This window comes from Magnetospirillum sp. UT-4 (assembly GCF_902729435.1).
In the GTDB taxonomy this organism is placed as follows: domain Bacteria; phylum Pseudomonadota; class Alphaproteobacteria; order Rhodospirillales; family Magnetospirillaceae; genus Magnetospirillum.
This window is the reverse complement of sequence record NZ_CACVCG010000041.1, coordinates 15142-36603: the sequence shown is the minus strand read 5'-3', so window position 1 is coordinate 36603 and position 21462 is coordinate 15142. Positions and strand designations below refer to the sequence as shown.

The 21462-nt window shown below is 67.4% G+C and carries 19 protein-coding genes and 1 tRNA gene; 16 read left to right on the top strand and 4 right to left on the bottom strand.

Annotated features, from left to right (window positions below):
- The first annotated feature begins 71 nt into the window (after window positions 1-71).
- Window positions 72-1355: a polyhydroxyalkanoate depolymerase gene (locus tag MTBUT4_RS05100; protein WP_173978583.1), complete on the top strand. Its 1284-nt coding sequence runs from the start codon at window positions 72-74 to the stop codon at window positions 1353-1355.
- A complete protein-coding gene (locus MTBUT4_RS05095; protein WP_173978582.1) occupies window positions 1258-1719 on the top strand; it encodes a YcgN family cysteine cluster protein in 462 nt (153 codons plus the stop codon). The genes MTBUT4_RS05100 and MTBUT4_RS05095 overlap by 98 nt, the downstream gene beginning before the upstream one ends.
- 154 nt (window positions 1720-1873) lie before the next feature.
- Here MTBUT4_RS05095 and MTBUT4_RS05090 read toward each other — a convergent pair whose 3' ends face one another.
- Window positions 1874-2989 carry a hypothetical protein gene (locus MTBUT4_RS05090; RefSeq protein WP_173978581.1) on the bottom strand — a complete coding sequence of 372 codons (1116 nt, stop codon included), beginning with the start codon at window positions 2987-2989 and terminating at the stop codon, window positions 1874-1876.
- Window positions 2990-3256: 267 nt separating this feature from the next.
- Between MTBUT4_RS05090 and MTBUT4_RS05085 the strand changes: the two genes are divergently transcribed.
- Together MTBUT4_RS05085 and MTBUT4_RS05080 are read left to right on the top strand one after the other, a co-directional pair.
- Window positions 3257-3333: transfer RNA gene (locus tag MTBUT4_RS05085), tRNA-Arg, on the top strand.
- Window positions 3334-3453: 120 nt separating this feature from the next.
- A complete protein-coding gene (locus MTBUT4_RS05080) occupies window positions 3454-6918 on the top strand; it encodes a TIR domain-containing protein (protein ID WP_173978580.1) in 3465 nt (1154 codons plus the stop codon).
- Between the two features lie 9 nt (window positions 6919-6927).
- Here the strand turns inward: MTBUT4_RS05080 and MTBUT4_RS05075 are convergent, their stop codons facing one another.
- Window positions 6928-7230 (bottom strand): STAS domain-containing protein, encoded by a 303-nt coding sequence (locus tag MTBUT4_RS05075; RefSeq protein ID WP_173978579.1) that lies wholly within the window; start codon window positions 7228-7230, stop codon window positions 6928-6930.
- Between the two features lie 100 nt (window positions 7231-7330).
- Between MTBUT4_RS05075 and MTBUT4_RS05070 the strand changes: the two genes are divergently transcribed.
- Window positions 7331-9199: a SpoIIE family protein phosphatase gene (locus MTBUT4_RS05070; RefSeq protein ID WP_254434747.1), complete on the top strand. Its 1869-nt coding sequence runs from the start codon at window positions 7331-7333 to the stop codon at window positions 9197-9199.
- Here MTBUT4_RS05070 and MTBUT4_RS05065 read toward each other — a convergent pair.
- Window positions 9196-10521, bottom strand: a complete 1326-nt coding sequence (locus tag MTBUT4_RS05065; protein ID WP_254434743.1) for a methyl-accepting chemotaxis protein — start codon at window positions 10519-10521, stop codon at window positions 9196-9198. The genes MTBUT4_RS05070 and MTBUT4_RS05065 overlap by 4 nt on opposite strands.
- 198 nt (window positions 10522-10719) lie before the next feature.
- Between MTBUT4_RS05065 and MTBUT4_RS05060 the strand changes: the two genes are divergently transcribed.
- The 4 genes from MTBUT4_RS05060 to MTBUT4_RS05045 are packed head-to-tail and all read left to right on the top strand — an operon-like array spanning window position 10720 to window position 14611.
- On the top strand, window positions 10720-12318 hold the full coding sequence (locus MTBUT4_RS05060; protein WP_173978577.1) for a tetrathionate reductase family octaheme c-type cytochrome: 1599 nt from the start codon (window positions 10720-10722) through the stop codon (window positions 12316-12318).
- 10 nt (window positions 12319-12328) lie between these two features.
- Complete coding sequence (locus tag MTBUT4_RS05055; RefSeq protein ID WP_173978576.1) at window positions 12329-12925, top strand: cytochrome b/b6 domain-containing protein; 597 nt, start codon at window positions 12329-12331, stop codon at window positions 12923-12925.
- Window positions 12926-12950: 25 nt separating this feature from the next.
- Window positions 12951-13343, top strand: a complete 393-nt coding sequence (locus tag MTBUT4_RS05050) for a hypothetical protein (RefSeq protein WP_173978575.1) — start codon at window positions 12951-12953, stop codon at window positions 13341-13343.
- A gap of 35 nt (window positions 13344-13378) precedes the next feature.
- The gene (locus MTBUT4_RS05045; RefSeq protein WP_173978574.1) at window positions 13379-14611 is read left to right on the top strand and encodes a YeeE/YedE thiosulfate transporter family protein; all 1233 of its coding nucleotides are present in this window, start codon (window positions 13379-13381) and stop codon (window positions 14609-14611) included.
- 147 nt (window positions 14612-14758) lie between these two features.
- On the opposite strand, the gene MTBUT4_RS05040 is transcribed toward MTBUT4_RS05045, so the two are convergent.
- Window positions 14759-15844, bottom strand: coding sequence for a rhodanese-like domain-containing protein (locus MTBUT4_RS05040; protein ID WP_173978573.1), 1086 nt, complete (start codon window positions 15842-15844; stop codon window positions 14759-14761).
- Between the two features lie 255 nt (window positions 15845-16099).
- Here MTBUT4_RS05040 and MTBUT4_RS05035 point away from each other — a divergent pair, with 255 nt between their 5' ends.
- Genes MTBUT4_RS05035 through ccmI form a run of 7 tightly spaced genes read left to right on the top strand, consistent with a single transcriptional unit; the run spans window position 16100 to window position 21350 of the window.
- Window positions 16100-16861 (top strand): heme ABC transporter permease, encoded by a 762-nt coding sequence (locus MTBUT4_RS05035; RefSeq protein ID WP_173978572.1) that lies wholly within the window; start codon window positions 16100-16102, stop codon window positions 16859-16861.
- Window positions 16862-16865: 4 nt separating this feature from the next.
- Window positions 16866-17066, top strand: a complete 201-nt coding sequence (gene ccmD, locus MTBUT4_RS05030; RefSeq protein WP_173978571.1) for a heme exporter protein CcmD — start codon at window positions 16866-16868, stop codon at window positions 17064-17066.
- The gene (ccmE, locus tag MTBUT4_RS05025; RefSeq protein ID WP_173978570.1) at window positions 17063-17521 is read left to right on the top strand and encodes a cytochrome c maturation protein CcmE; all 459 of its coding nucleotides are present in this window, start codon (window positions 17063-17065) and stop codon (window positions 17519-17521) included. The genes ccmD and ccmE overlap by 4 nt, the downstream gene beginning before the upstream one ends.
- Entirely contained in the window at window positions 17518-19506 is a 1989-nt protein-coding gene (locus tag MTBUT4_RS05020; protein WP_173978569.1) for a heme lyase CcmF/NrfE family subunit, read from the top strand. Before ccmE ends, MTBUT4_RS05020 begins: the two co-directional genes overlap by 4 nt.
- A gap of 10 nt (window positions 19507-19516) precedes the next feature.
- Window positions 19517-20059, top strand: a complete 543-nt coding sequence (locus tag MTBUT4_RS05015; protein ID WP_173978568.1) for a DsbE family thiol:disulfide interchange protein — start codon at window positions 19517-19519, stop codon at window positions 20057-20059.
- Window positions 20056-20526 carry a cytochrome c-type biogenesis protein gene (locus MTBUT4_RS05010; protein WP_173978567.1) on the top strand — a complete coding sequence of 157 codons (471 nt, stop codon included), beginning with the start codon at window positions 20056-20058 and terminating at the stop codon, window positions 20524-20526. Before MTBUT4_RS05015 ends, MTBUT4_RS05010 begins: the two co-directional genes overlap by 4 nt.
- Window positions 20523-21350 carry a c-type cytochrome biogenesis protein CcmI gene (ccmI, locus tag MTBUT4_RS05005; RefSeq protein WP_173978566.1) on the top strand — a complete coding sequence of 276 codons (828 nt, stop codon included), beginning with the start codon at window positions 20523-20525 and terminating at the stop codon, window positions 21348-21350. The genes MTBUT4_RS05010 and ccmI overlap by 4 nt, the downstream gene beginning before the upstream one ends.
- Window positions 21351-21462 lie beyond the last annotated feature (112 nt).

Below are 21462 nucleotides of genomic sequence, written 5' to 3'. Positions count from 1 at the left end.
TTTGTTGTCGAGTCCTGTCACTTTTGGGTAATAAAAGTATCGAATGGTTCCAGTCAGATCGGGTCGGATCGATGCTTTATCACCTCCATGAATTCCAGCACGCCGCCCTGACCCCGGTCCGCCTGTTCGCCGAGGCGATGCAGACGGTCTATTCCCATCCCTGGGTCCCGGTCGCCTATACCAGCTTCGGCCGCGCCATGGCGGCGGGCGCCGAGCTGGTGGAACGCACCACGCGGCGCTATCCCAAGCCGGAATTCGGCCTGCACTCCACCGTCATCGACGGGGCCGAGGTGCCGGTGCGCGGGCTGGTGGTCTACGACAAGCCGTTCGGCTCGCTGCTGCACTTCCAGCGCCAGACCGACCGCCGCGATCCCCGCGTGCTGGTGGTGGCGCCCATGTCCGGCCATTACGCCACCCTGCTGCGCGGCACCGTCGAGACGTTGCTGCCCGACCACGACGTCTACATCACCGACTGGACCGACGCCCGCGACGTGCCGCTCGGCGCCGGGTCGTTCTCGCTGGACGACTACATCGACTACGTGCGCGAGTTCCTGCATTTCCTCGGTGCCGACACCCACGTCCTGGCGGTGTGCCAGCCCTCGGTGCCGGTGCTGGCGGCGGTGGCGCTGATGGCCGCCGACAACGATCCGCGCCAGCCCAGCTCGATGGTGCTGATGGGCGGCCCCATCGACACCCGCATCAATCCCACCAAGGTCAACGAGGTCGGCACCGCCAAGCCGCTGTCGTGGTTCGAGGCGTCGGTGATCCAGAGCGTGCCGTTCGTCCACACCGGCCGCGGCCGGCGGGTCTATCCCGGCTTCCTGCAGCTGCAGGGCTTCATGAGCCTGAACCCCGAGCGCCATGTGGGCGAGCACCTCAAGCTGTTCCACAACATGGTGCGCGGCGACGGCGATTCGGCCGAGAAGCACCGCGAGTTCTACGACGAATACCTGGCGGTGATGGACCTGCCGGCGGAATACTACCTGGACACCATCCGCACCGTGTTCCAGGAGCACCTGCTGCCCGAGGGGCGCATGACCAGCCGCGGCCGCGTGGTGGATTGTTCGCTGATCCGCCACACTGCGCTGATGACGGTCGAGGGTGAAAAGGACGATATTACCGGCACCGGCCAGACCGAGGCGGCGCACCGGCTGTGCTCCGGCCTTCCCGGGACCATGCGCAGGCACCATCTGCAGCCCAAGGTCGGCCATTATGGCGTGTTCAACGGCCGGCGCTGGCGCGAGGAAATCTATCCCCATGTCCGGGACTTCATCCGCACCCACGACAAGCTCACCGTTCTGGCGGACCAAGCCCATGGGCTCCATGACCGCAGCGGAGTGGGAGAGCCTGTGTGACCGCTGCGGCAAATGCTGCCTGCATAAGCTTGAGGACGAGGATACCGGGCGCATCCACTACACCAACGTGGCCTGCCGCCTGCTCGACCTCGGCACATGCGGTTGCCGCGACTATGCCGGGCGCCGCCGCCACGTCCCCGATTGCGTGCAGCTTACCCCCGACAGCGTGAAGACCCTGGGCTGGCTGCCCGGCACCTGCGCCTACCGTCTGCTGACCGAAGGCCGCGCCCTGCCATGGTGGCACCCGCTGGTGTCGGGCGATCCCGAAACGGTGCACCAGGCCGGCATCTCGGTGCGCGGCCGCGCGGTGGCGGAAAACCGCGCCGGCCCGCTCGATCACCACATCGTTGCATGGCCGGAATAAGGGTATTTCACCACAAAGGCACGAAGGACACGAAGAGGCACGAAGGAGAATTATCCCTTCGTGCTCCTTCCGTCCTTCGTGTCTTCGTGGTGAAAAAAACAAACCCCGCAGCCGGCGCATCACCGGCTGCGGGGTTTGAACTGGAAAATCAGCTTCAGCGCACGAAGACCTGAACCTCGCCGCTGCGGGTCATGCCCGAGGTGGTCTGGCTGACGCGGATGCGGTTGGCCGGCAGGCCCATGTTGGTGAGCGAGCGCACCACCTGCTCGGCATTGCGCCGGACGTTGCTGGCGCCCAGCGCCTGGGCGCCCGGGGTGGAGCCGGTGGGCGACACCGCGATGACGTCGAAGGCGGCGGCGGGACGGCGGTCCAGCGCGCTCTTCACGGCGGCGTACAGCGCGCTTTCATAGGACACGTTGGGCTTGTCGAAGCGGATGGTGACCAGCGGCGCGTCGGCGGCGACCGGGGAAAGGCCCATGCCGCCCATGGGCTGGGCATCGAACGACGAGGGCGCCATCATCGGCGCACGGGCGCCGCTGAAGGACGAGCCGTAGAGCTGGCCGTTCTTGATGGCCAGCGCCAGGGTGTTGAGGTTCTGGCGCTCGTTGGCGACATAGGATTGCTGGCGGTTGATGTCCTCGGACAGCTCGGTGAGCAGGCGCTCGACCAGCACCACGGTGCGGTTGGTCTCGTCCTCGAGGATGCGCAGCTGGCGGTGATCCTCATCGACGGCGCCCGACAGCTGGCGGGCGGCGCGCACCGATTCCAGCAGATAGGCGGCCAGGGCCGACGAGTTGGTGACCTCGTTGGCCAGACGGGTCATCTTCAGCACGTCCTCGTTGATGCGGTCCAGCTCGCCCTGGGCGGCGTTCCACTGCTGATTGAGGATCGGGTTGCCGGGGGTGGTGCCGACCTGCAGGCGGGCGTTGATGGCGGCGACGGTGCCGTGGTAGCGCTGGGAATCCTGCACCGTGTCGGTGCGGATCATCTGGAGCCCCTGGTTGTGGCGCCCCAGCATCCCCTGCAGCTGGCCGAGGTCGCCGCGCAACGTCGACACCTTCTGGCCCACGAAGGTGCCGGTCGGCGCTCCGGCGGTCACGCCCGGCGGCTCGAAGTTGCTGGTGCCGAGCGCGGGCGGCGCTCCGGCGGGGGCTGCTGCAGCCGTCTCCACCGTACCGGTGGAGGGGAACAGCGCTTCCTCGGCGAACGAGCATCCGCCTGCCAGGAGAACCGCGCACAGGGCCGCGGCATGGGTCGTCTTCAGGGCCATTGCGACTTTATACCTTTACCGTTGCCTCTCGGGTGGGTACCCGCCGGGTCAGCAAGAACTGAAACTGTACTGAAAACTATGTGTTGCCCCCCGCAATCGTCGCGGATTTTACGCAAACGGCAAGGTCGCTACAAGCCGTATTCTCACCAATAGGGCTGGGGTGTCGACCCGAGGACAAGATGTCGTCGGTTCAGGAATACGGACTTGCATCGGAGTCGGGGTTTGTGTAAGGTCCGCACCCTCGCCGGCCGGCAACGGCCAGGCGTTGCGCCCGTAGCTCAATTGGATAGAGCATCAGACTACGAATCTGAGGGCTGGAGGTTCGAGTCCTTCCGGGCGCGCCATTGAAGGCTACCACGGACAGCCGTGGTGGCCTTCGCCGTTTTCGGCCGGCCAATTCCGGTCGCCTATTCCCCGAAAGATATATATTATATCGGCATGCGCTCCGTTTTCGTGGGGGTGGGGTGGTCGATCGCGAATTCCAGTACGACGTCTTTCTGAGCCATAACTCGAAGGACAAGGCCAAGGCCCGCCGCCTCGCCGAGCGGCTGCGCGATGCCGGTCTGAAGATCTGGTTCGACGAGTGGGTGATCCGCCCGGGCGACGATATCTATCTGGCCATCGAACGGGGCCTCGAAGCGGCCCGGGTCCAGGTGCTGTGCCTGTCGCAGGCTGCCCTGGGATCGGACTGGGTGGCGCTGGAACGCAGCACGGTGCTGTTCCGCGACCCGACCAATTCCGGCCGCCGCTTCATCCCGCTGCTGTTCGAAGGATGCGAACTGCCGGACACAATCCGCCGCTACCGGCATGTGGACTATCAGGCCGAGACGCCGGCCGCCTTCGAGGAGCTGTTGGAAGCATGCCGGCCGGCCGAGCCGTCCGTTCCACATGGGAAGAAGCGGCGTCCACGCCCCAAGATGGTTGTCGCCGAACTGTCGCAGCCGCCTGACGGAGAGGAACCGCTTGCCGTTTTCGAGAAGACGCTGGATCTGAGTTCGAAATGGATATGGCAACTGGTATGCGCGCCAGATGGGACATGGGTGGCGGTGTTGCTCTCTGAGTGGGGTACTATTCGATCAGGGAGAGCCGTAGCCGTCATCAACCTGGAATCCGGTAATTTAAGGCCTATCGGCGATTCTGTGTCCGATACGACCAAAGGGCTTGCTATCACTATCGGCGGCGATCGGATTCTTTCCGCCGCGGCGGACTTCTCCATCGGGATTACGGATGCGGTCAGCGGCCGCTTCCTTTTCTCGTTGAGGGGGCACGCACAAAGAGTCTGGGGTCTGGCAGTTCTGCGGGATGGCCTGCGTTGCCTTTCGGGAGGGTGGGACCGGACACTGCGTTTGTGGGACCTGGGATCGGGTGCCTGCCTCAGGACCATCTCGGCTGGACCTGACAGCTCCGATGAGATCTTCTGCTGTGCCGCGACCGAGGACGGGACTGCGGCCTTGTCCGGCCACAGGGACGGACGGCTGCGCCTCTGGTCCCTTGAGTCCGGGGAGTGCCTGGGCGTGCTTGAGGGCCATGGCAGGATCATCAACGTCATCCGGGTGGTGCCGGGTAGCCGGTTCGCGGTCTCGGCGTCCGACGACCAGACGCTGCGGGTCTGGGATCTTCAGTCCAAGACCTGCGTCGCCATTCTTGAGGGGCATGGAGGTCAATGCGTTTCAGTCGATGTGTCCCCCGATGGAAGTCTGGTCGCGTCCTCGGGTTTTAGCGACCATACAATTCGGCTGTGGGACTGGCGGTCGGGGAGCTGCCTGCAAAGTATCAAGCTACCAGCTTCTGTACATTCCCTCGCTTTTGATCCAGCGGGCACCCGCCTGATCGTCGGCACGACCAAAGGCAGTATCCATATCTACCGCCTGACCGGTGCCCGTCCCACCGCCGCGCCTAGCCAGCGCTACGTCAACGCCAAGGTAGTCCTGATTGGCGAGGGGACGGTGGGCAAGACGTCACTGGCGCATCGCCTGATCGACGACGAATACGTGGTCCGCGACCGCACCCATGGCATGAATGTGTGGCCGCTCGACCTAGGGCTGGCCCCCGATTTGGCAGTCGAACGCGAGGCGCTGCTGTGGGACCTGGCCGGGCAGGAGGATTACCGGCTGATCCATACCCTGTTCCTCGATCAGACGGCGCTGGCGCTGCTGCTGGTCAATCCGCAGAAGAGCGACCCCTTCGCCGAGGCAAGGGACTGGCTGAAGGCTTTGGATGCCGCCATGGTTGCCTGCAAGGCCAACCGGACGCCGGGCCGGCTGCTGGTCTTTTCGCAGACCGACGTCGGCGGGATGAAGGTGAGTGACGCCAAGATCGAGCGGTTCTGCGACGAAAACAGCTTCGACGACTGGCTTCCCACCAGCGCCAAGAGCGGCCAGAACTGCTCCGACCGGCTCGCGGGTGGCACCCCGTCGAAGCTGAAACAGGCCATCGCTGCCGCCATTCCCTGGGATACCCTGCCGTGGACGTCGACACCACGCCTTTTGGCCGCCCTGAAGCATGCGGTGATGTCGATGCGCGACCAGGCAGACATCCGCCTGCTGCGCTTCGGCGAACTCGAGCAGCGCCTGAAACAGGCGCTGCCAAGCGAGAGCTTCGGGGAATCGGACGTCCGCACCGCCATCACCCTGCTGGCCAATCATGGCCTGGCCCGGCCGCTCGACTTCGGTGACCTGGTGCTGCTGCGTCCCGACCTGCTCAACGGTTATGCCGGTGCAATCATCCGCGCTGCCCGCACCCACCACGACGAGATCGGCTGTGTCGCAGAGAAGGCCATCTACGATCCCGACTTCGATTTCACCGGGGTCGACCGCTTGGCTAGCCGTCCCGACGAGGTGCTTCTGCTCCGGGCCATGGTGCAGACCCTGATCGACAACGCGCTGTGCATCGCCGAGGACCCGCCGGGGGGGCGGGTCTTGGTCTTTCCGTCTCAGTACCGGCGCGAGAGGGACATCCCCACCGAGCCCGAGACCTTCGTCTCCTACACCTTCACCGGCGAATGGCAGACCATCTGGACCACACTGGTGGTACGGCTCTGGTACAGCGAAACGTTCGAACACAAGGAACTCTGGCGCAACGCGGTCGAATTCATCACCAGTCGTGGACAGGTGCTGGGCATGAAGGTCGAACCCCGCGCGGGCGAGGGCGAGGCGACAATTCGTCTGTTCATCGACGACGGGACGCCCGATGAAGTCAAGGTCATCTTCATCGAATATCTGCACCGCCACCTCTTGAAGCATGGCCGTGACGTGGTGCGGGACCGGCGCTACAGTTGTCCGTCCTGCGGCAAGCGGGTGACCGACCTGGAGGCAGTGCGGGCGCGGTTGGCTGCGGGGAAGGACTTCATCACCTGCCAGAGTTGCGACGTGCCGGTGCCGTTGGTCGACCTGATCGAACAACGCCTTAAGAGTGACCCGGTTGCCCACAAGATCCTGGAGATGGAAGCGGCGGCGAAGCGCCAGATCGATACCCAGGCACTGGAGCAGATCCTCATCGGCCACATGATGGCCGTCTGCGGCGAGGCTAACCAGATATTCCGCCCGGTCACCATGTTCGATTACGGCATTGATGGCGAGATCGAGTTCAAGGACGATGCCGGCAACGCCAGCGGTAGGAAAATCTACGTCCAACTAAAAAGCGGCGATTCCCACCTCCGTACCCGCCGCCATGATGGTTGCGAGGTTTTCGACGTCCGTAACGAAAGGCACCTGGAGTACTGGGTCTCACAGCCGGTTGACGTCTACCTCGTGATCCGGCAGACGGATGAACGAAGCGGCGAGCAGGCGATCCGCTGGATGAACCTGACGAAGGCGCTCAAGCAGCGGGCGGACAAGGCCAGCCGCCAGATCGTCTTCAAAGGCAGCAAGGTCACCATGGAATCGATCTGGAGCGTGCGCGACGCCTTCTTCCCGCCTCGCCGACGATAATCGCCGGCCCTACTCGATCTCGAAATATTTGTGCAGCTTGCTGATGTTGATGAGCTTGGCGACCTGGCCGGTGCCGCCCTTCAGCACCACCGTGCGGCTTTGCTGGACGGCGGCGTCACGCACGATCAGCAGCATGCCGAGCGCCGAGGAATCGACGAAATCCACTCCGGCCAGATCAAAGATGATGCGCTGCGGCGAATCGTCGTTGATGCGCTGGAGGATTTCCCGAAACTTCTTATAATCGGCATGGGTCATGCGGCCCTTGATGTGGACGGCAAGCCCACCGTCATGGCTTGCGCATGAATATTCCATCGTCGCTTTCTCCACACTGGCAGGTCGCCGCTGCGACCTTGGGGTTTCTCCCGTGACCACAGAGTGCCCGAATCCATCGCCTGCGCAAAGCCCATTGAGCGTGATCGCCGTCCCCGACGGTGTCCGGGGCGAAACCGCCGACGCGTTTGCCCGCGGCCAGGGGTGGGACCTGGCGGCCGCCCCGGCGGCGGTGCGACCGGCGGTGCGGCTGGTCGGCGCGCTGGCGGCGGGGCCGCAGGCGGAGGATCTGCTGGCGCCGTGGTCGGGCCTGGTGGAGGCCGTCGAGGTGCCGCCGCCGCGGCTGGGGGCCTATCTGCTGCGCCATCTGCGCGACGGCGGCATCGGCCTGTGCCTGCGCACCGACACCGCCTATCGCTGGCCGGTGGCGGCAATCTTCGTCGCCGCCCTGCGCCAGCGTTTCGGCCTTGTGCACATGGATTTCGATCATCTCGAGCTGATCGTCCACGAACTGGTGGTCAACGCCACCGTGCACGGCAATCTGGGCGTCGACGGCGGCTGGGAGGGGGGTGCCGACCCCTTCCTGCAGTTCGGCGGCGCGGTCGAGGCGGCGCTGGCCGACCCCTGCCGGGCGGCGCGGCGGGTGCAGCTGTCGGCGATCCCGGTGGCGGGCGGGCTGGAAGTGGCGGTCGAGGATGACGGCGGCGGCTACGACCGGGCCGCCGTCAACGGCCGCCAGGACGATGCCCGCCGGGTCCACGGGCTGGCCCTGGTCTCGACCCTGACCGCCGGGCTGAGGGTCGAGCGCGGCGGGCGGCGGGCGGTGGTCGCCATGGCGGCCGAGCCATCCGCCGGCCCGGCCATGGACCTGTCCGGGGCGCATGTCCTGGTGGTGGACGATCATCGCGCCAACCGCACCCTGCTGCAGGCCCTGCTCACCAACATGGGGGTCGGGCGCATCGAACTGGCCGAGGACGGGCTGCAGGGGCTGGCGGCCATCGAGCGGACCAAGCCGGACCTGGTGATGCTCGACGTCATGATGCCCAACCTGGACGGCTACGAAATGTGCCGCCAGCTGCGCCGCACCTATTCCCTGACCGACCTGCCGGTGATCTTCATCACCGCCCGCACCGAGCCCGCCGACCGCTCGCAATGCTTTGCCGCCGGCGGCAACGACATGGTCTCGAAGCCGATCAGCGTGCCCGAGGTGCAGGCCCGGGTCGGCGTGCATCTGCACCACCGCCAGGTGCTGAGCGAGCTCAAGGCCTATCGCGAGCGGGTGCGCGGCGAGCTCGCCAGCGCCCGCGATGCCCAGCTGTCGCTGGTCCCCACCGCCGCCGAGCTGAGCGCGCTGAGCCGCCGCACCGGGCTGCTGATCGAGGGCTGGATGGAAACCTCGTCCGAGCTGGGCGGCGATTTCTGGACGGTGTTCGGGGCCGGCCCGCGCAAGCTCGGCGTGCTGGTCGCCGACTTCACGGGCCACGGCATGGCCGCCGCCGTCAACGTCTTCCGCCTGCATCTGCTGCTCAGCCGCCTGCCGCGCCGCACGCCGGGCCTGAGCGAGCTGCTCGGCCAGCTCAACGCCGAATTGCGCCGGGTGCTGCCGCCCGGCCAGTTCGCGGCGGTGTTCTGCGGCATCGTCGATGTCGACGAGGGCACCCTGACCTATGCCTCCGCCGGGGCGTTGCCGCCCGTTCTGCATGGCGGCGGCGAGACCCGCTACCTGAACGCCGCGGGCCCGCCGCTGGGCGCCTTCGACGAGGCCGAATTCGACGAACACGTGGTGGCGATGCCGCCCGGGGCGGCTTTGCTGGCCTACAGCGACGCGCTGCTGGAATCCGAGGCCGCCGGCGCCCCCATCTGCGACGAGGACACGCTGCTGGCCTGGGTGGCGGCGGTGGAACCGGGCTTCTGCGTCAGCGCCGCGGTGCTGGAACGCTTCCACGAGCGCCAGGAAGGCCCGCTGGCCGACGACCTCACCCTGGTCTGTGTCCGCCGGCCGCTGATTTAGCCGAAGGCGGCCGCCAGTTCGTCGAGCAGGCGCTGGACCTCCTGCGACGGTTCCTCGATGGCCGCCACGGCATCGACCGCGCCGTCGAAATCGCCGTCGCGGAACTTGCGGGCGGCATCGATGCCGAAATGGTGGACCCGCTCGTGCGGGGCCTCCAGCGCCTTGAAGGCGGGGTGGTTGCGGATGGCCTGGTCCTCGACCGCGTAGTACCACTTGCCCAGGCGGCAGCTCTTGTGGTTGGCCAGCTCGTCCGGGTTGAGGGTGGTGCGGCCGGCCAGCATCTCGGCCAGGCGGCGGCGCCAGATCATGTGGTCGGACTTGGCCAGGTGGACCACCGCGTTGCGGATCTGCACCTTGTTCACCTCGGTCAGCAGGTCCACCAGGCTGGTGCTGGCCTGGGTCGAGATGTCGATGACGGTGTTGGTCGCCTTGGTGTCGTCGGCCGAGCGGGCGGCGGCGGCCTCGAGATTGCCGGCGATCTCCTGGGCGGCGATGCGCTGCTGGCTCAGATGGTCGGCGATTTCCTGCATCAGGGTGGTGACGTCGCGGATCTCCTCGCTGACCGAGCGCATCTTGTTGACCGACCCCAGCACGATCTGCTCGCCGTCGCGGACCACGTCGGCGCCGCGGGTCATGCCGGCCATGATCGCCGCCGTCTCCTCGCGCAGCATGTCGATGCGGCTGCGGATGTCCAGCGTCGCCTGGGCGGTCTGGTTGGCCAGGTTCTTGACCTCGTTGGCGACCACCGCGAAGCCCTTGCCGGCGGCGCCGGCGCGGGCCGCCTCGATGGTGGCGTTGAGGGCCAGGATGTTGGTCTGGCGGGCGATCTGCTCGATCTGCTTGACGGTGGCGCCGATGCTGAACGAGGCGTCGGACAGGCGGCTGATCCGCTCGGCGGTCTCGCCCACCGTATCGACGATGGAGTGCATGGTGGAGATCACCGCCTCGGTGCTGGCGGCGCCCTCGTCCGAGGCCTCCTGCACCGAGCGGGCGTTGGCGGCCGCCAGTTCCGAGGTGCGGGCGATGGCCTGCACCGTCGCCACCATCTCGTCGGTGGAGGCCGAGATGGTGGCCATGCGCTGGCTCATCTCGCGGATGCTGCGCAGGGTCTGCACCGCCTGGGTGACGGTGCCGTTGAGATAGACCGACATGGCCACCGACTGGTGCAGGATGGTGCGCGAGCGTTCCTCCAGCTTGTCGGCGAGGCCGCGCAGCTTGACCGTCAGGCCGCCGGCCCGGTCGTCGATTGACAGGTATTCGCCGGCCATCAGCCGGTCGACCATCGCTTCGAAGGCCGCGATTTCGGTTTCCGTACCAGCCACTGCCCACACCCTTTCGCCAATATGTCCGCGGCGCTACCCCCGCCGGCGGGGATGGTACCCTACCCGGGGGTCAACCGGAATGCGCAATCGTGCAAGTTAAGACCAAAGTGAATGCGTGCCATTCCGCTTCTTCGTTAGATTAGTTCATTCGTATAAGTTAATGTGGCATCCTGGACGCACGAACCAGGGGGGTAGCCGATGAACGTGTACAGGGTATTACGCGCGGCGGCGCTGATGTTGGCGCTGGCGATGCCGTCGGCCTTGGCCGATGCGCCGGCGGTGAAACTCACCTCCACCGCCGACCACACCAAGTTCAAGGAACTGCAGGGACCCTTCGCCTCCGGGCCGGAGGTGACCAAGGCCTGCCTCGCCTGCCACACCGAGGCGGCGGGTCAGGTCCAGCGCACCAAGCACTGGACCTGGGAGTTCCTCAATCCCGACAGCGACCAGCGCCTGGGCAAGAAGAACGTCATCAACAATTTCTGCATCTCGGTGGAATCCAACCTGCCGTACTGCACCAGCTGCCACGTCGGCTACGGCTGGAAGGACGCGGAGTTCGACTTCGCGGCGCAGGACAACGTGGACTGCCTGAGCTGCCACGACACCACCGGCAATTACAAGAAGTGGCCCGGCTTCGCCGGCCATCCCCTATATAAGGACACCGAGCTGCCGCCCGGCTCGGGCAAGATCCAGCGCGCCCCCGATCTCGCCAAGGTGGCCCAGAAGGTGGGCAAGACCAGCCGCGACACCTGCGGCGCCTGCCACTTCTACGGCGGCGGCGGCGACGGCGTGAAGCACGGCGACATGGACAGCTCGCTGGCGGCGCCCGAGGCCGAGTTGGACGTCCACATGGACGCGGCCGGGCTGGATTTCAGCTGCGGCACCTGCCACAAGGCGGCGGCCCACGACATCGCCGGCAGCCGCTACACGCCGGTGGCGGCCGACAAGGGCGGCGCCCACATCCGCGGCAAGGCCGAGAAGTCGAGCCCGGCCACCTGCGTCGCCTGCCACGGTAATGGCCCGCACAAGGCCGAGGCCCGGCTCAACCACCACGCCGAGAAGATCGCCTGCCAGACCTGCCACATCCCCAGCTTCGCCCGCGGCGGCGTCGCCACCAAGATGAGCTGGGACTGGTCGACCTCGGGCAAGCTGTCGCCGGAAGGCAAGCCGCTGCTGGTGAAGGACCCCAAGGGCCACGTCACCTATGATTCGCGCAAGGGCGACTTCACCTTCGGCGAGTTCGTCAAGCCGACCTATGCCTGGTTCGACGGCAAGGTGACCTTCACCCTGCTGGACGACAAGATCGATCCCTCGGGCGGTCCGGTCGGCATCAACCGCATCGGCGGCGCGCCGAACGACGGCAAGTCCATGATCTGGCCGATGAAGGTGTTCCAGGGCAAGCAGCCCTACGACCCGGAGAACAAGACCCTGGTCAAGCCGCATACCGCCGGCAACGACGACACCGCGTACTGGACCAATTTCGGCTGGGAGAAGGCGGCCGCCACCGGCATGGCCAGCGCCGGTCGGCCGTTCTCGGGCAAGGTGGATTTCGTCGAGACCACCATGGCCTGGCCGATCACCCACATGGTGGCGCCCAAGGACAAGGCCCTGGCCTGCACCGAGTGCCACGTGCGCGAGGGCGGCAGGCTGGATGGCATCGAGGGCGTCTACCTGCCCGGCCGCGACCGCTTCACCCTGATGGACATCGCCATGGGGCTGGGCGCGCTGCTGACCCTGCTGGGCGTCATGGTCCATGGCGGCTTGCGCATCCTTACCCACTGGCGCGGACAGGATTAGGAGAACCGCCATGAGCGAACGCATCTATGTCTTCAAGCGGTTCGAACGGTTCTGGCACTGGTCCCAGGCCGGCCTGATCATCTTCCTGATGCTGACCGGGTTCGAGATCCACGGCATCTATAAGGTGTTCGGCTTCGCCACCGCGGTGGGGTACCACACCACCGCCGCCTGGACCCTGGTCGGCCTGTGGGTCTTCGCCATCTTCTGGCACTTCACCACCGGCGAATGGAAGCAGTACGTGCCGACCACCGAGAAGGTGGGCGCGATGCTGAAATACTATGCCTTCGGCATCTTCACCGACGCGCCGCATCCGTTCCGCCAGACCACGCTGAAGAAGCACAACCCGTTGCAGCGTCTGTCCTATCTGGCCATCCTGGCGCTGGTCATGCCGCTGGTCTGGATGACCGGCTGGCTTTACCTGTTCTACGACCAGTGGGCCGCCTGGGGCCTGGCCGCGCTGCAGCTGCAGTGGGTCGCCGTCGCCCACACCTTCGGCGCCTACCTGATGCTGATCTTCCTGATCGCGCATATCTACCTCGCCACCACCGGCCATACCGCGACCTCGCATTTCAAGGCGATGGTCACCGGCTGGGAAGAGACCCATTGACCCGACAAGAAGAGAGGGAAAGACCATGAAGCGCACCGCCCTGTTCGCCGCCGCCGTCCTGGCCTGTGTCGCAGGCAGCGCCTCCACCGCCGCCGCCTATGACGGCGACTGGAAGCGCGGCCGCGTCTATTACCGCGGCATCTGCACCGCCTGCCATACCTCGCAGATGGGCGAGACCATCGCGCCCAGCACCATGACCCAGGCGCAGTGGGCGGCCTATCTGCAGGCCGACAAGCACGCCAAGGGCAAGGACAGCGTCAGCCAGTACGTGGGCAAGGCCTACCGTGCCGGCATCAAGGGCAGCAACAAGGTGGCCGAGAAGTTCGCCGACGTGCCGGATGCCGAGCTGATGGCCGACCTCAAGGCCTTTGTCGCCAAGGGCGCCAAGGACGGCGACAGCCCGGCCAGCTGCAACTAGGCCGGTCGCCACCGCAGGCAGGAAAGGGGGACATCATGCAGGGATCGTCCTGGCGGTCCGGCTTCGCGGCCGACTATCGCCGCATCTTCGTCCAGGAATGGTCGCCCTATCTCGGCATCATCCTGATCGTGCTGACCATCCTGGCCCTGATGGTCAACGGCCTGTTCTGGGGCATCTTCGGCGGGCTCAAGCTGTGGGGCGACAAGTTCAACGCCCTGATCGGCCTGGGTCCGCTGCTCGGCCTGCCCGAGACCCTGGACGGGGTGCTGAACCACCGCATGTCGCTGATGAACCTGCTGACCATCATCGGCGCCTTCACCGCGGCCCTGCTGTCCGGGCAGTTCAAGCCCAACCGGGCGCCCCGGCTGGAATATCTGTGGGCGGCCATGGGCGGCTCGCTGATGGGCACCGGCGCCGCCCTGGCGGGGGGCTGCACCACCGGCGGCTTCTTCACCCCGGCGCTGCATTCCTCGCCGGCCGGCTGGGCCATGTGGCTGGGTCTGGTGACGGGCGCCGCCATCGGCCTCAAGGCGCTGCTGTGGACCCTGGAAAACGTCACCTGGGGCACCACCCCGCCGCCGCCGCTCCCGCTGCCGTCGTGGCTGCCGGCGCTCTATCCCTGGCTGGGCGCCAGCGTGCTGGTGCTGGTGGCGGCGTGGTCGGCCGAATGGTGGGCCTCGGACAACGAACGGCTGGTGGCCCGCGCCATCATCATCCCCGCCGGTTTCGCCATGGGCTTCATCATGCACCGCTCGCGGCTGTGCTTCGCACGCGCCTTCCGCGAGCCGTTCATGACCGGCGAGGGCGACATGACCAAGGCGGTCATCCTCGGCCTGGTGGTCGGCATCCCGCTGGCCGGGCTGCTGTTCCAGGCCAAGCTGATCGACCCCTACCTGGCCATCCCGCCGGTGTTCTGGAAGGGCTCGCTGATCGGTGGCCTGCTGTTCGGCTTCGGCATGATCTTCGCCGGCGGCTGCGCCTCGGGCACCCTGTGGCGCCTGGGCGAGGGTCATCTCAAGCTGTGGGTGGCGGCGTTCTTCTTCGCCTGGAGCGGCTCGCTCGCCAACGCCGTGTTCAAGAAGACCGGCCTCACGGCGTCCGAGATGAACCTGGATCTGGTCGAGGAATCGGCCCTGGGGCTGCAGGTGTTCCTGCCGGTCGCCTTCGACGGCTGGGGCTGGGCCCTGCTGGCCGCCGGCGCCGTGCTGGCCCTGTGGTACGGCCTGGTCCGCTACAACGAGAGCACCGAGAAGTTCACGCTGCTGTAGCCTCCCTCTCCCTCCCCCTCTCCCTCCCCCCTTGCGGGGGAGGGTTGGGGTGGGGGGGGGAAAGAATTGCGTCGGACGTGGTCGTTCGCGACTCCACCCCGCCCCCAACCCCTCCCCATCAAGGGGAGGGGAGCGCAGCAGGTCCCCCTACTTCTTCCGCGACTTGACCGTATAGCTGTTGTCGGTGCCGTAGCTCACCTCGGCGTCCAGGTAGTGGACCTTGAGGGTGGGGCGGAGCAGCTTGGCCATGTCGAAGGCCTCGCTGCTGCGGGCACCGGTGGCGCAGACGAAGACGATGGGCTTGTCGGCCGCCAGCTTGTCCACCTCGGCCTCCAGCTTGCCGATGGGCAGATTGGAGGCGGTGGGGAAGTGGCCGCGCTGATAGTCCTTGGCGTCGCGCACGTCGATGACGGTGAGGCTGCCGGGATTGGACTTCAGGGTGGCGAGGAACGAATCCACGTCCACCGTGTCGCCGGTGACCGCCATGGGCGCGGGCGCCGCTGCCTTGGCCGCCGACCCGTAGGCGGCGGTCCAGCCCGGCTCGCCCTCGGGGTAGACGCGGACGTTGGTGTAGCCCAGCGCCTTGGCCTTGACCGCCGATTTCGAGCTGAGGTCGCATTGCAGCCCGCCGCAGAAGAAGATCAGCGGCGTCTTGCGGTCGGCCGGCAGCAGATTGGCGCTTTTGTCGAAGAAGGTGTCGGGAATGTTGATGGCCCCCGGGACGGAGCCCTCGTCGAAGCGCTTCTTCGGCCGCGAATCGATCAGCACGGTGCCGTCGGGCTTGTCGACCAGGCCCTTGACGTAGGCGGTCGACACCGCCACCAGCCCGCCCTTGGCCTCCCAGTCGGGCATGCCGTCGGCATAGACCTTGACGTTGGTGTAGCCCAGCTCGCGGGCCTTGAACGCCGATTTGTGGCTCAAGGGGCATTCCAGCCCGCCGCAATAGAACAGCAGCAGGGTGGTCTTGTTGGCGGGCAGCAGGCTGACCGACTTGTCGAACACCGTGTCCGAGATGTTGATGGCCCCCGGGATGTGGCCGGGATCATAGCGGGCGCGGGCCGGGCGCGAATCGATCACTTTCGCGTCGGCGCGGGGCGGGATCAGCGCCACCTCGCGCACGAAGGCGTTGTCGACGATGTCGGGATATTTCTCGAACGCCGCTTCGTCGGCGCCGGCGCAGGCACCCAGGGCGACCAGGGCGGCCGCCAGACTCAGTCCTACCAGGCTTTTCATCGCATCCTCCCCCGAAGATACATTGCACCCATACCTTTGGCAGGCGGGCTCGGCGAATATTGACTCCCGAATTGAGGATTATCAACGTGCGCCGGCCCGGGGTCTGCCATGCGTCGGAGCGGAACCGCCGGTCGGGCTGACGAAAGTCATTCCACGGCGGACCCGGCCATGGAATCTTTCCCCGCGCGCGCCATATCCCTTGGCGTGTTCGGACTCCGCTGGAATTGAGTGCGGAAGGACGTTAAGAGAGAGCGCATGCATCGCTTCGCCAATCCCGCCCGTTTCCTGCGCATCGCCGCATTGATTCAGCCGTGGTCCGTCGCCGTCGCCGTCCTGGCACTGGGTGCCGGGCTGTGGTTCTCGCTGTTCGCCTCGCCCGCCGACTACCAGCAGGGCGAGACGGTGCGGATCATGTACATCCACGTGCCGTCGGCCTGGATGGGGATGTTCTGCTACACCGCCATGGCGGTGTTCTCGGCGATGGCGCTGATCTGGAAGCATCCGCTGGCCGATCTGCTGGCCCGCGCCACCGCCCCCGTGGGCGCCGCCTTCACCTTCGTCTGCCTGGTCACCGGGGCCTTGTGGGGCAAGCCCATGTGGGGCACCTGGTGGGTGTGGGACGCGCGGCTGACCAGCATGCTGCTGCTGCTGTTCCTGTATCTGGGCTACATGGCCCTGGCCGACGCCTTCGACGATCCCGAGCGCGGCCAGAAGGCGGCCGCCATCCTGGCCCTGGTCGGCGTGGTCAACGTGCCGATCATCAAGTGGTCGGTGGATTGGTGGAACACCCTGCACCAGCCGGCCAGCGTGGTGAAGATGGGCGGCCCGGCCATCGACGCCGCCATGATGGTGCCGCTGATCCTGATGGCGGTGGGGTTCAAGGCCTATTGGGTGGTGGTGCTGATCCTGCGCGCCCGGGCCGAGATCGCCGGGGCCAAGCTGCGCACCCTGCGCATGGCCCAGATTCATGCCGCCGGCCAGCTTGAACAGCCCCGGGCGGAGCAGGGAGGATCGTGACGCCGTGACCGAGTTCTTCGCCATGGGCGGCTACGGCGCCTTCGTCTGGCCGTCCTATGTCCTGGCGGCGGTGGTGATGATCGCCGTCCTTGCCGCCTCGATCCGCGCCGTCCGCGCCCGCGAGGCGGAGCTCGAGGCGGTGCAGAAGCTGCGTCCCGGCCGCCAGCGCCGCCGCGACGCCAATCCGGAGCCCGAACAGACGTGACCCGCAAGCAACGCCGCCTGTATTTCGTCGTCCTCGGTCTGCTGGCCGTCGGCGCCGCCGCCGCGCTGGTGCTGACCGCGCTCAAGGAGGACATCGTCTTCTTCTTCAGCCCCACCGAGATCGTCGAGGCCAAGGTGCCCACCGAGGGCCGCCGCATCCGCCTGGGCGGGCTGGTGGAAACCGGCAGCGTGGTGAAGGAGGGGGCCAGCGTGCGCTTCACCGTCACCGACGGCGCCCATGCCGTGCCGGTGATCTATGCCGGCATCCTGCCCGACCTGTTCCGCGAGGGCCAGGGGGTGGTCACCGAGGGCCGCATGGACAAGGGGACCTTCCAGGCCGCCGAGGTGCTGGCCAAGCACGACGAGAACTACATGCCCAAGGAAGTGGCCGATTCGCTCAAGAAGTCCGGCCAGTGGCAGGGCGACGGCGGCAAGACCCCGGAGGCCGCCAAGTGATCGCCGAGATCGGACATTTCGCCCTCGTCCTCGCCCTCGCCGTGGCCTGCGTGCAGGCGGTGGTGCCCCTGGTCGGCGCCGAAAGGGGCGAGCGGGCCTGGATGGACCTGGCCGGTCCCGCCGCGGTGGCGCAGCTGGTGCTGGTGGGCATCGCCTTCGCGGCGCTGACCCACGCCTACGTCACCTCGGACTTCTCGCTGCTCAACGTCGCCCAGAACAGCCACACCGACAAGCCGATGCTGTACAAGGTCTCGGGCGTGTGGGGCAACCACGAGGGCTCGCTGCTGCTGTGGATCACCATCCTGGCGCTGTTCGGCGCCGCGGTGACCGCCTTCGGCGGCAATCTGCCGCCGACCCTGAAGGCGCGCGCGCTGGCGGTGCAGGCGCTGATCACGGTGGGCTTCCTCGCCTTCATCCTGTTCACCTCCAATCCCTTCGAGCGGCTCGACCCGCCGCCCATGAACGGCTCCGGCCTCAACCCGCTGCTGCAGGATCCCGGCCTGGCCTTCCATCCGCCGTTCCTGTACCTGGGCTACGTCGGCTTCTCCATGGCCTTCTCGTTCGCCATCGCCGCCCTGATCGAGGGCAAGGTGGATGCCGCCTGGGCGCGCTGGGTGCGGCCCTGGACCCTGGCCGCCTGGGTGTTCCTCACCCTGGGCATCGCGCTGGGCTCGTGGTGGGCCTATTACGAGCTGGGCTGGGGCGGCTGGTGGTACTGGGACCCGGTGGAGAACGCCTCGTTCATGCCGTGGCTGGCCGGCACCGCGCTGCTGCATTCGGCGGTGGTGGTGGAAAAGCGCGACGCGCTGAAGAGCTGGACCATTCTCCTCGCCATCGTCACCTTCGGCCTGTCGCTGCTGGGCACCTTCCTGGTGCGTTCGGGGGTCATCACCTCGGTGCATGCCTTCGCCTCGGACCCGACCCGCGGCGTCTTCATCCTGATGCTGCTGGTGGTGGCCATCGGCGGCTCGTTCATGCTCTACGCGGTGCGCGCCCCGGCGCTGAAGACCGGCGGCCTGTTCGCCCCCATCAGCCGCGAAGGCGCGCTGCTGCTCAACAACGTGCTGATGGCCACCGGCGCCGGCACGGTGCTGCTGGGCACCCTCTATCCGCTGTTCGCCGACGCCCTGTCGCTGGGCAAGGTCTCGGTGGGGCCGCCGTTCTTCAACTCGGTCTTCGTGCCGCTGATGGTGCCCATGGTGCTGGCCATGGGGATGGGACCGCTGGTGTCGTGGAAGCGCGGCGACCTGGCCGGCGCGCTGGCCCGGGTCAAGCTGGCCATGGCCGCGGCGCTTGCCGCCGCCATCGCCACCTGGGTGATGCAGGGCGGCTCGGCCGGCCCGTGGTGGGCGGCCGGCGGCATCGGGCTGGCGGTCTGGCTGCTGCTCGGCACCCTGACCGAAATCGCCGAGCGGGTGCGCCTGTTCCGCGCCCCGCTGGGGGACAGCATGCGCCGTGCCGCCAACCTGCCGCGCGCCGCCTGGGGCATGACCCTGGCCCATGGCGGGCTGGCGGTGCTGATCGCCGGCATGACCGCCTCGTCGGCGTGGAAGGCCGAATCGGTGCAGACCATGACCATCGGCGAAACCGTCACGGTGGCCGGCTACGCCTTCACCCTGAAGGCGGTGCGCGACGTCGATGGTCCCAACTACCTGGCCACCGAGGGCACCTTCGAGGTGGCCAAGGACGGCAAGGTGTTCGCCCTCGTGACCCCGGAGAAGCGAACCTATCGCCAGCCGCCGCGCCCGACCACCGAGGCGGCCATCGTCGGAACCTTCCTGGGCGACGTCTACGCCGTCATCGGCGATGCGGTGCCCGAGGGCGGCTGGGTGACCCGGCTCTACTTCAACCCGCTGGTGCCGTGGATGTGGGTGGGCTGCCTGATCATGGTGGCGGGCGGCCTGGTGTCGCTGTCCGACCGCCGCCACCGCATCGGCGCCCCGACCCGGGCCCGCGCCGCCGCGGCCCAGGCGGCCAAGGCGTGAGGACCGAACCATGAGGCGCCTGCTCTATCTGCTGCCGGTCGCGGTGTTCGCGGTGCTGGCGCTGTTCTTCCTGCGCGGCCTGTCGCTGAATCCGCGCGACCTGCCGTCGGTGCTGATCGACCGGCCGGTGCCCGAAATGGCGCTGCCGCCGCTGCCCGGCCGCGGACCCGATACCGGGCTGGCCACCGCCGATCTCAAGGGGCGGGTGTCGCTGGTCAACATCTTCGGCTCGTGGTGCATCGCCTGCGTGCAGGAGCATCCTTTCCTGATGCGCATCAAGCAGTCGGGCGCGGTGCCGATCCACGGCATCGACTGGCGCGACGACCCGGCCGAGGGCGCCAAGTGGCTGAAGAAGAACGGCGATCCCTATGAGCGGGTGGGCGCCGACCCGGCCCCCGGTCGCGCCGCCATCGATTTCGGCGTCACCGGCGCGCCCGAGACCTTCATCGTCGATAAGGCCGGCATCATCCGCTACAAGCACATCGGCCCGGTCACCCGCGAGGCGTGGGACAAGACCCTGCTGCCGATCATCCGGGAGCTGGAGACCAAATGAGGCGCCTGCTGCTCATCCTCGCCTGCCTGACCGCCTTCGCCGGCCCCGCCATCGCCGCCGACCCGTCGGAAATGCTGAAGGACCCGGCGCTGGAAAGCCGTGCCCAGCACCTGGGCAAGGAGCTGCGCTGCCTGGTCTGCCAGTCGGAATCCATCGAGGATTCCAACGCCGATCTCGCCCGCGACCTGCGCGTCATCGTGCGCGAGCGCATCCAGTCGGGCGAAAGCGACGACCAGGTGATGCAATACGTGGTCGACCGCTACGGCGATTACGTGCTGCTGCGGCCGCCGTTCAAGGCAAGCACCCTGGTGCTGTGGGTGGGGCCCTTCGCGCTGCTGCTGGCCGGCCTGGCGGCGGCCGCCGCCTTCTACCGCCGCCGCACCAACGCCGCGCCGCCGCCGCCGCCGCTCTCGGCCGAGGAGAAACGTCGCCTCGAGGCACTGCTCAAGGACCATCCGCCGTCATGATCTGGATCATCTTCGCCCTGCTGACGGCGGCCACCCTGGCCATGGTGCTGCTGCCGCTGCTGCGCCGCCGCCCCGAGGCCGCCACCCGCGCCGAATACGACCTCACCGTCTACCGCGACCAGCTGGCCGAGGTCGATCGCGAGCTGGCCCGCGGCACCTTGTCGCCCGACCAGGCCGAGGCCGCCCGCACCGAGGTGCAGCGCCGCATTCTCGCCGCCGCCGACAAGGGGCAGGGGGTCCAGTCCCGCGCCGGCCGCCGCGCGCCGCTGGCGGCGGCGGTGGCGGTGCTGGTGCCGGCCGCCGGCTTCGGCATCTACCTGTCGCTCGGCTCGCCCATGCTGCCCGACCAGCCCTATTCCGGCCGTGCCGCCGGCATCGCCGAGATGCAGGACCAGGCCAAGCTGATCGAGACCATGATCGCCTCGCTGGCCGCCAAGCTCGAGAAGAACCCCAATGACGGCAAGGGCTGGGCCATGCTGGGCCGCTCGCTGCGGGTCACCGGCCAGGCCGACAAGGCGCGCGAGGCCTATCGCCGCGCCGCCCGGCTGATGCCCGGCGATACCGGGGTGCGCCTGGAATACGCCTCCATGCTGCTCGACGACGTGCCCCAGGGGGCCATGCTGCCGCCGGAATTCGTCGGCGTGATGCGCGAAGTGGCGGCGGTCGATCCCCGCAACGTCGATGCCCTTTATTTCCTCGGCCTGTCCGAGGCCCAGACCGGCAACGCCGCCAAGGCGCGCGACTACTGGTCCCGTCTGGTGGCGGTGCTGCCCGAAGGGGAGGACCGGACCGAGATCAAAAGGCAGCTGGAAGCGCTGAAATAGCCGCCGGAGCGGGCGACTCTGTCCTTGCATGGGGCGCCGATTCCGTTATATTCACGCTCCAGACACATTCTTGCTTCCCGACCGAGATGCTGTTCCAGGCAGGAGGAAGGGG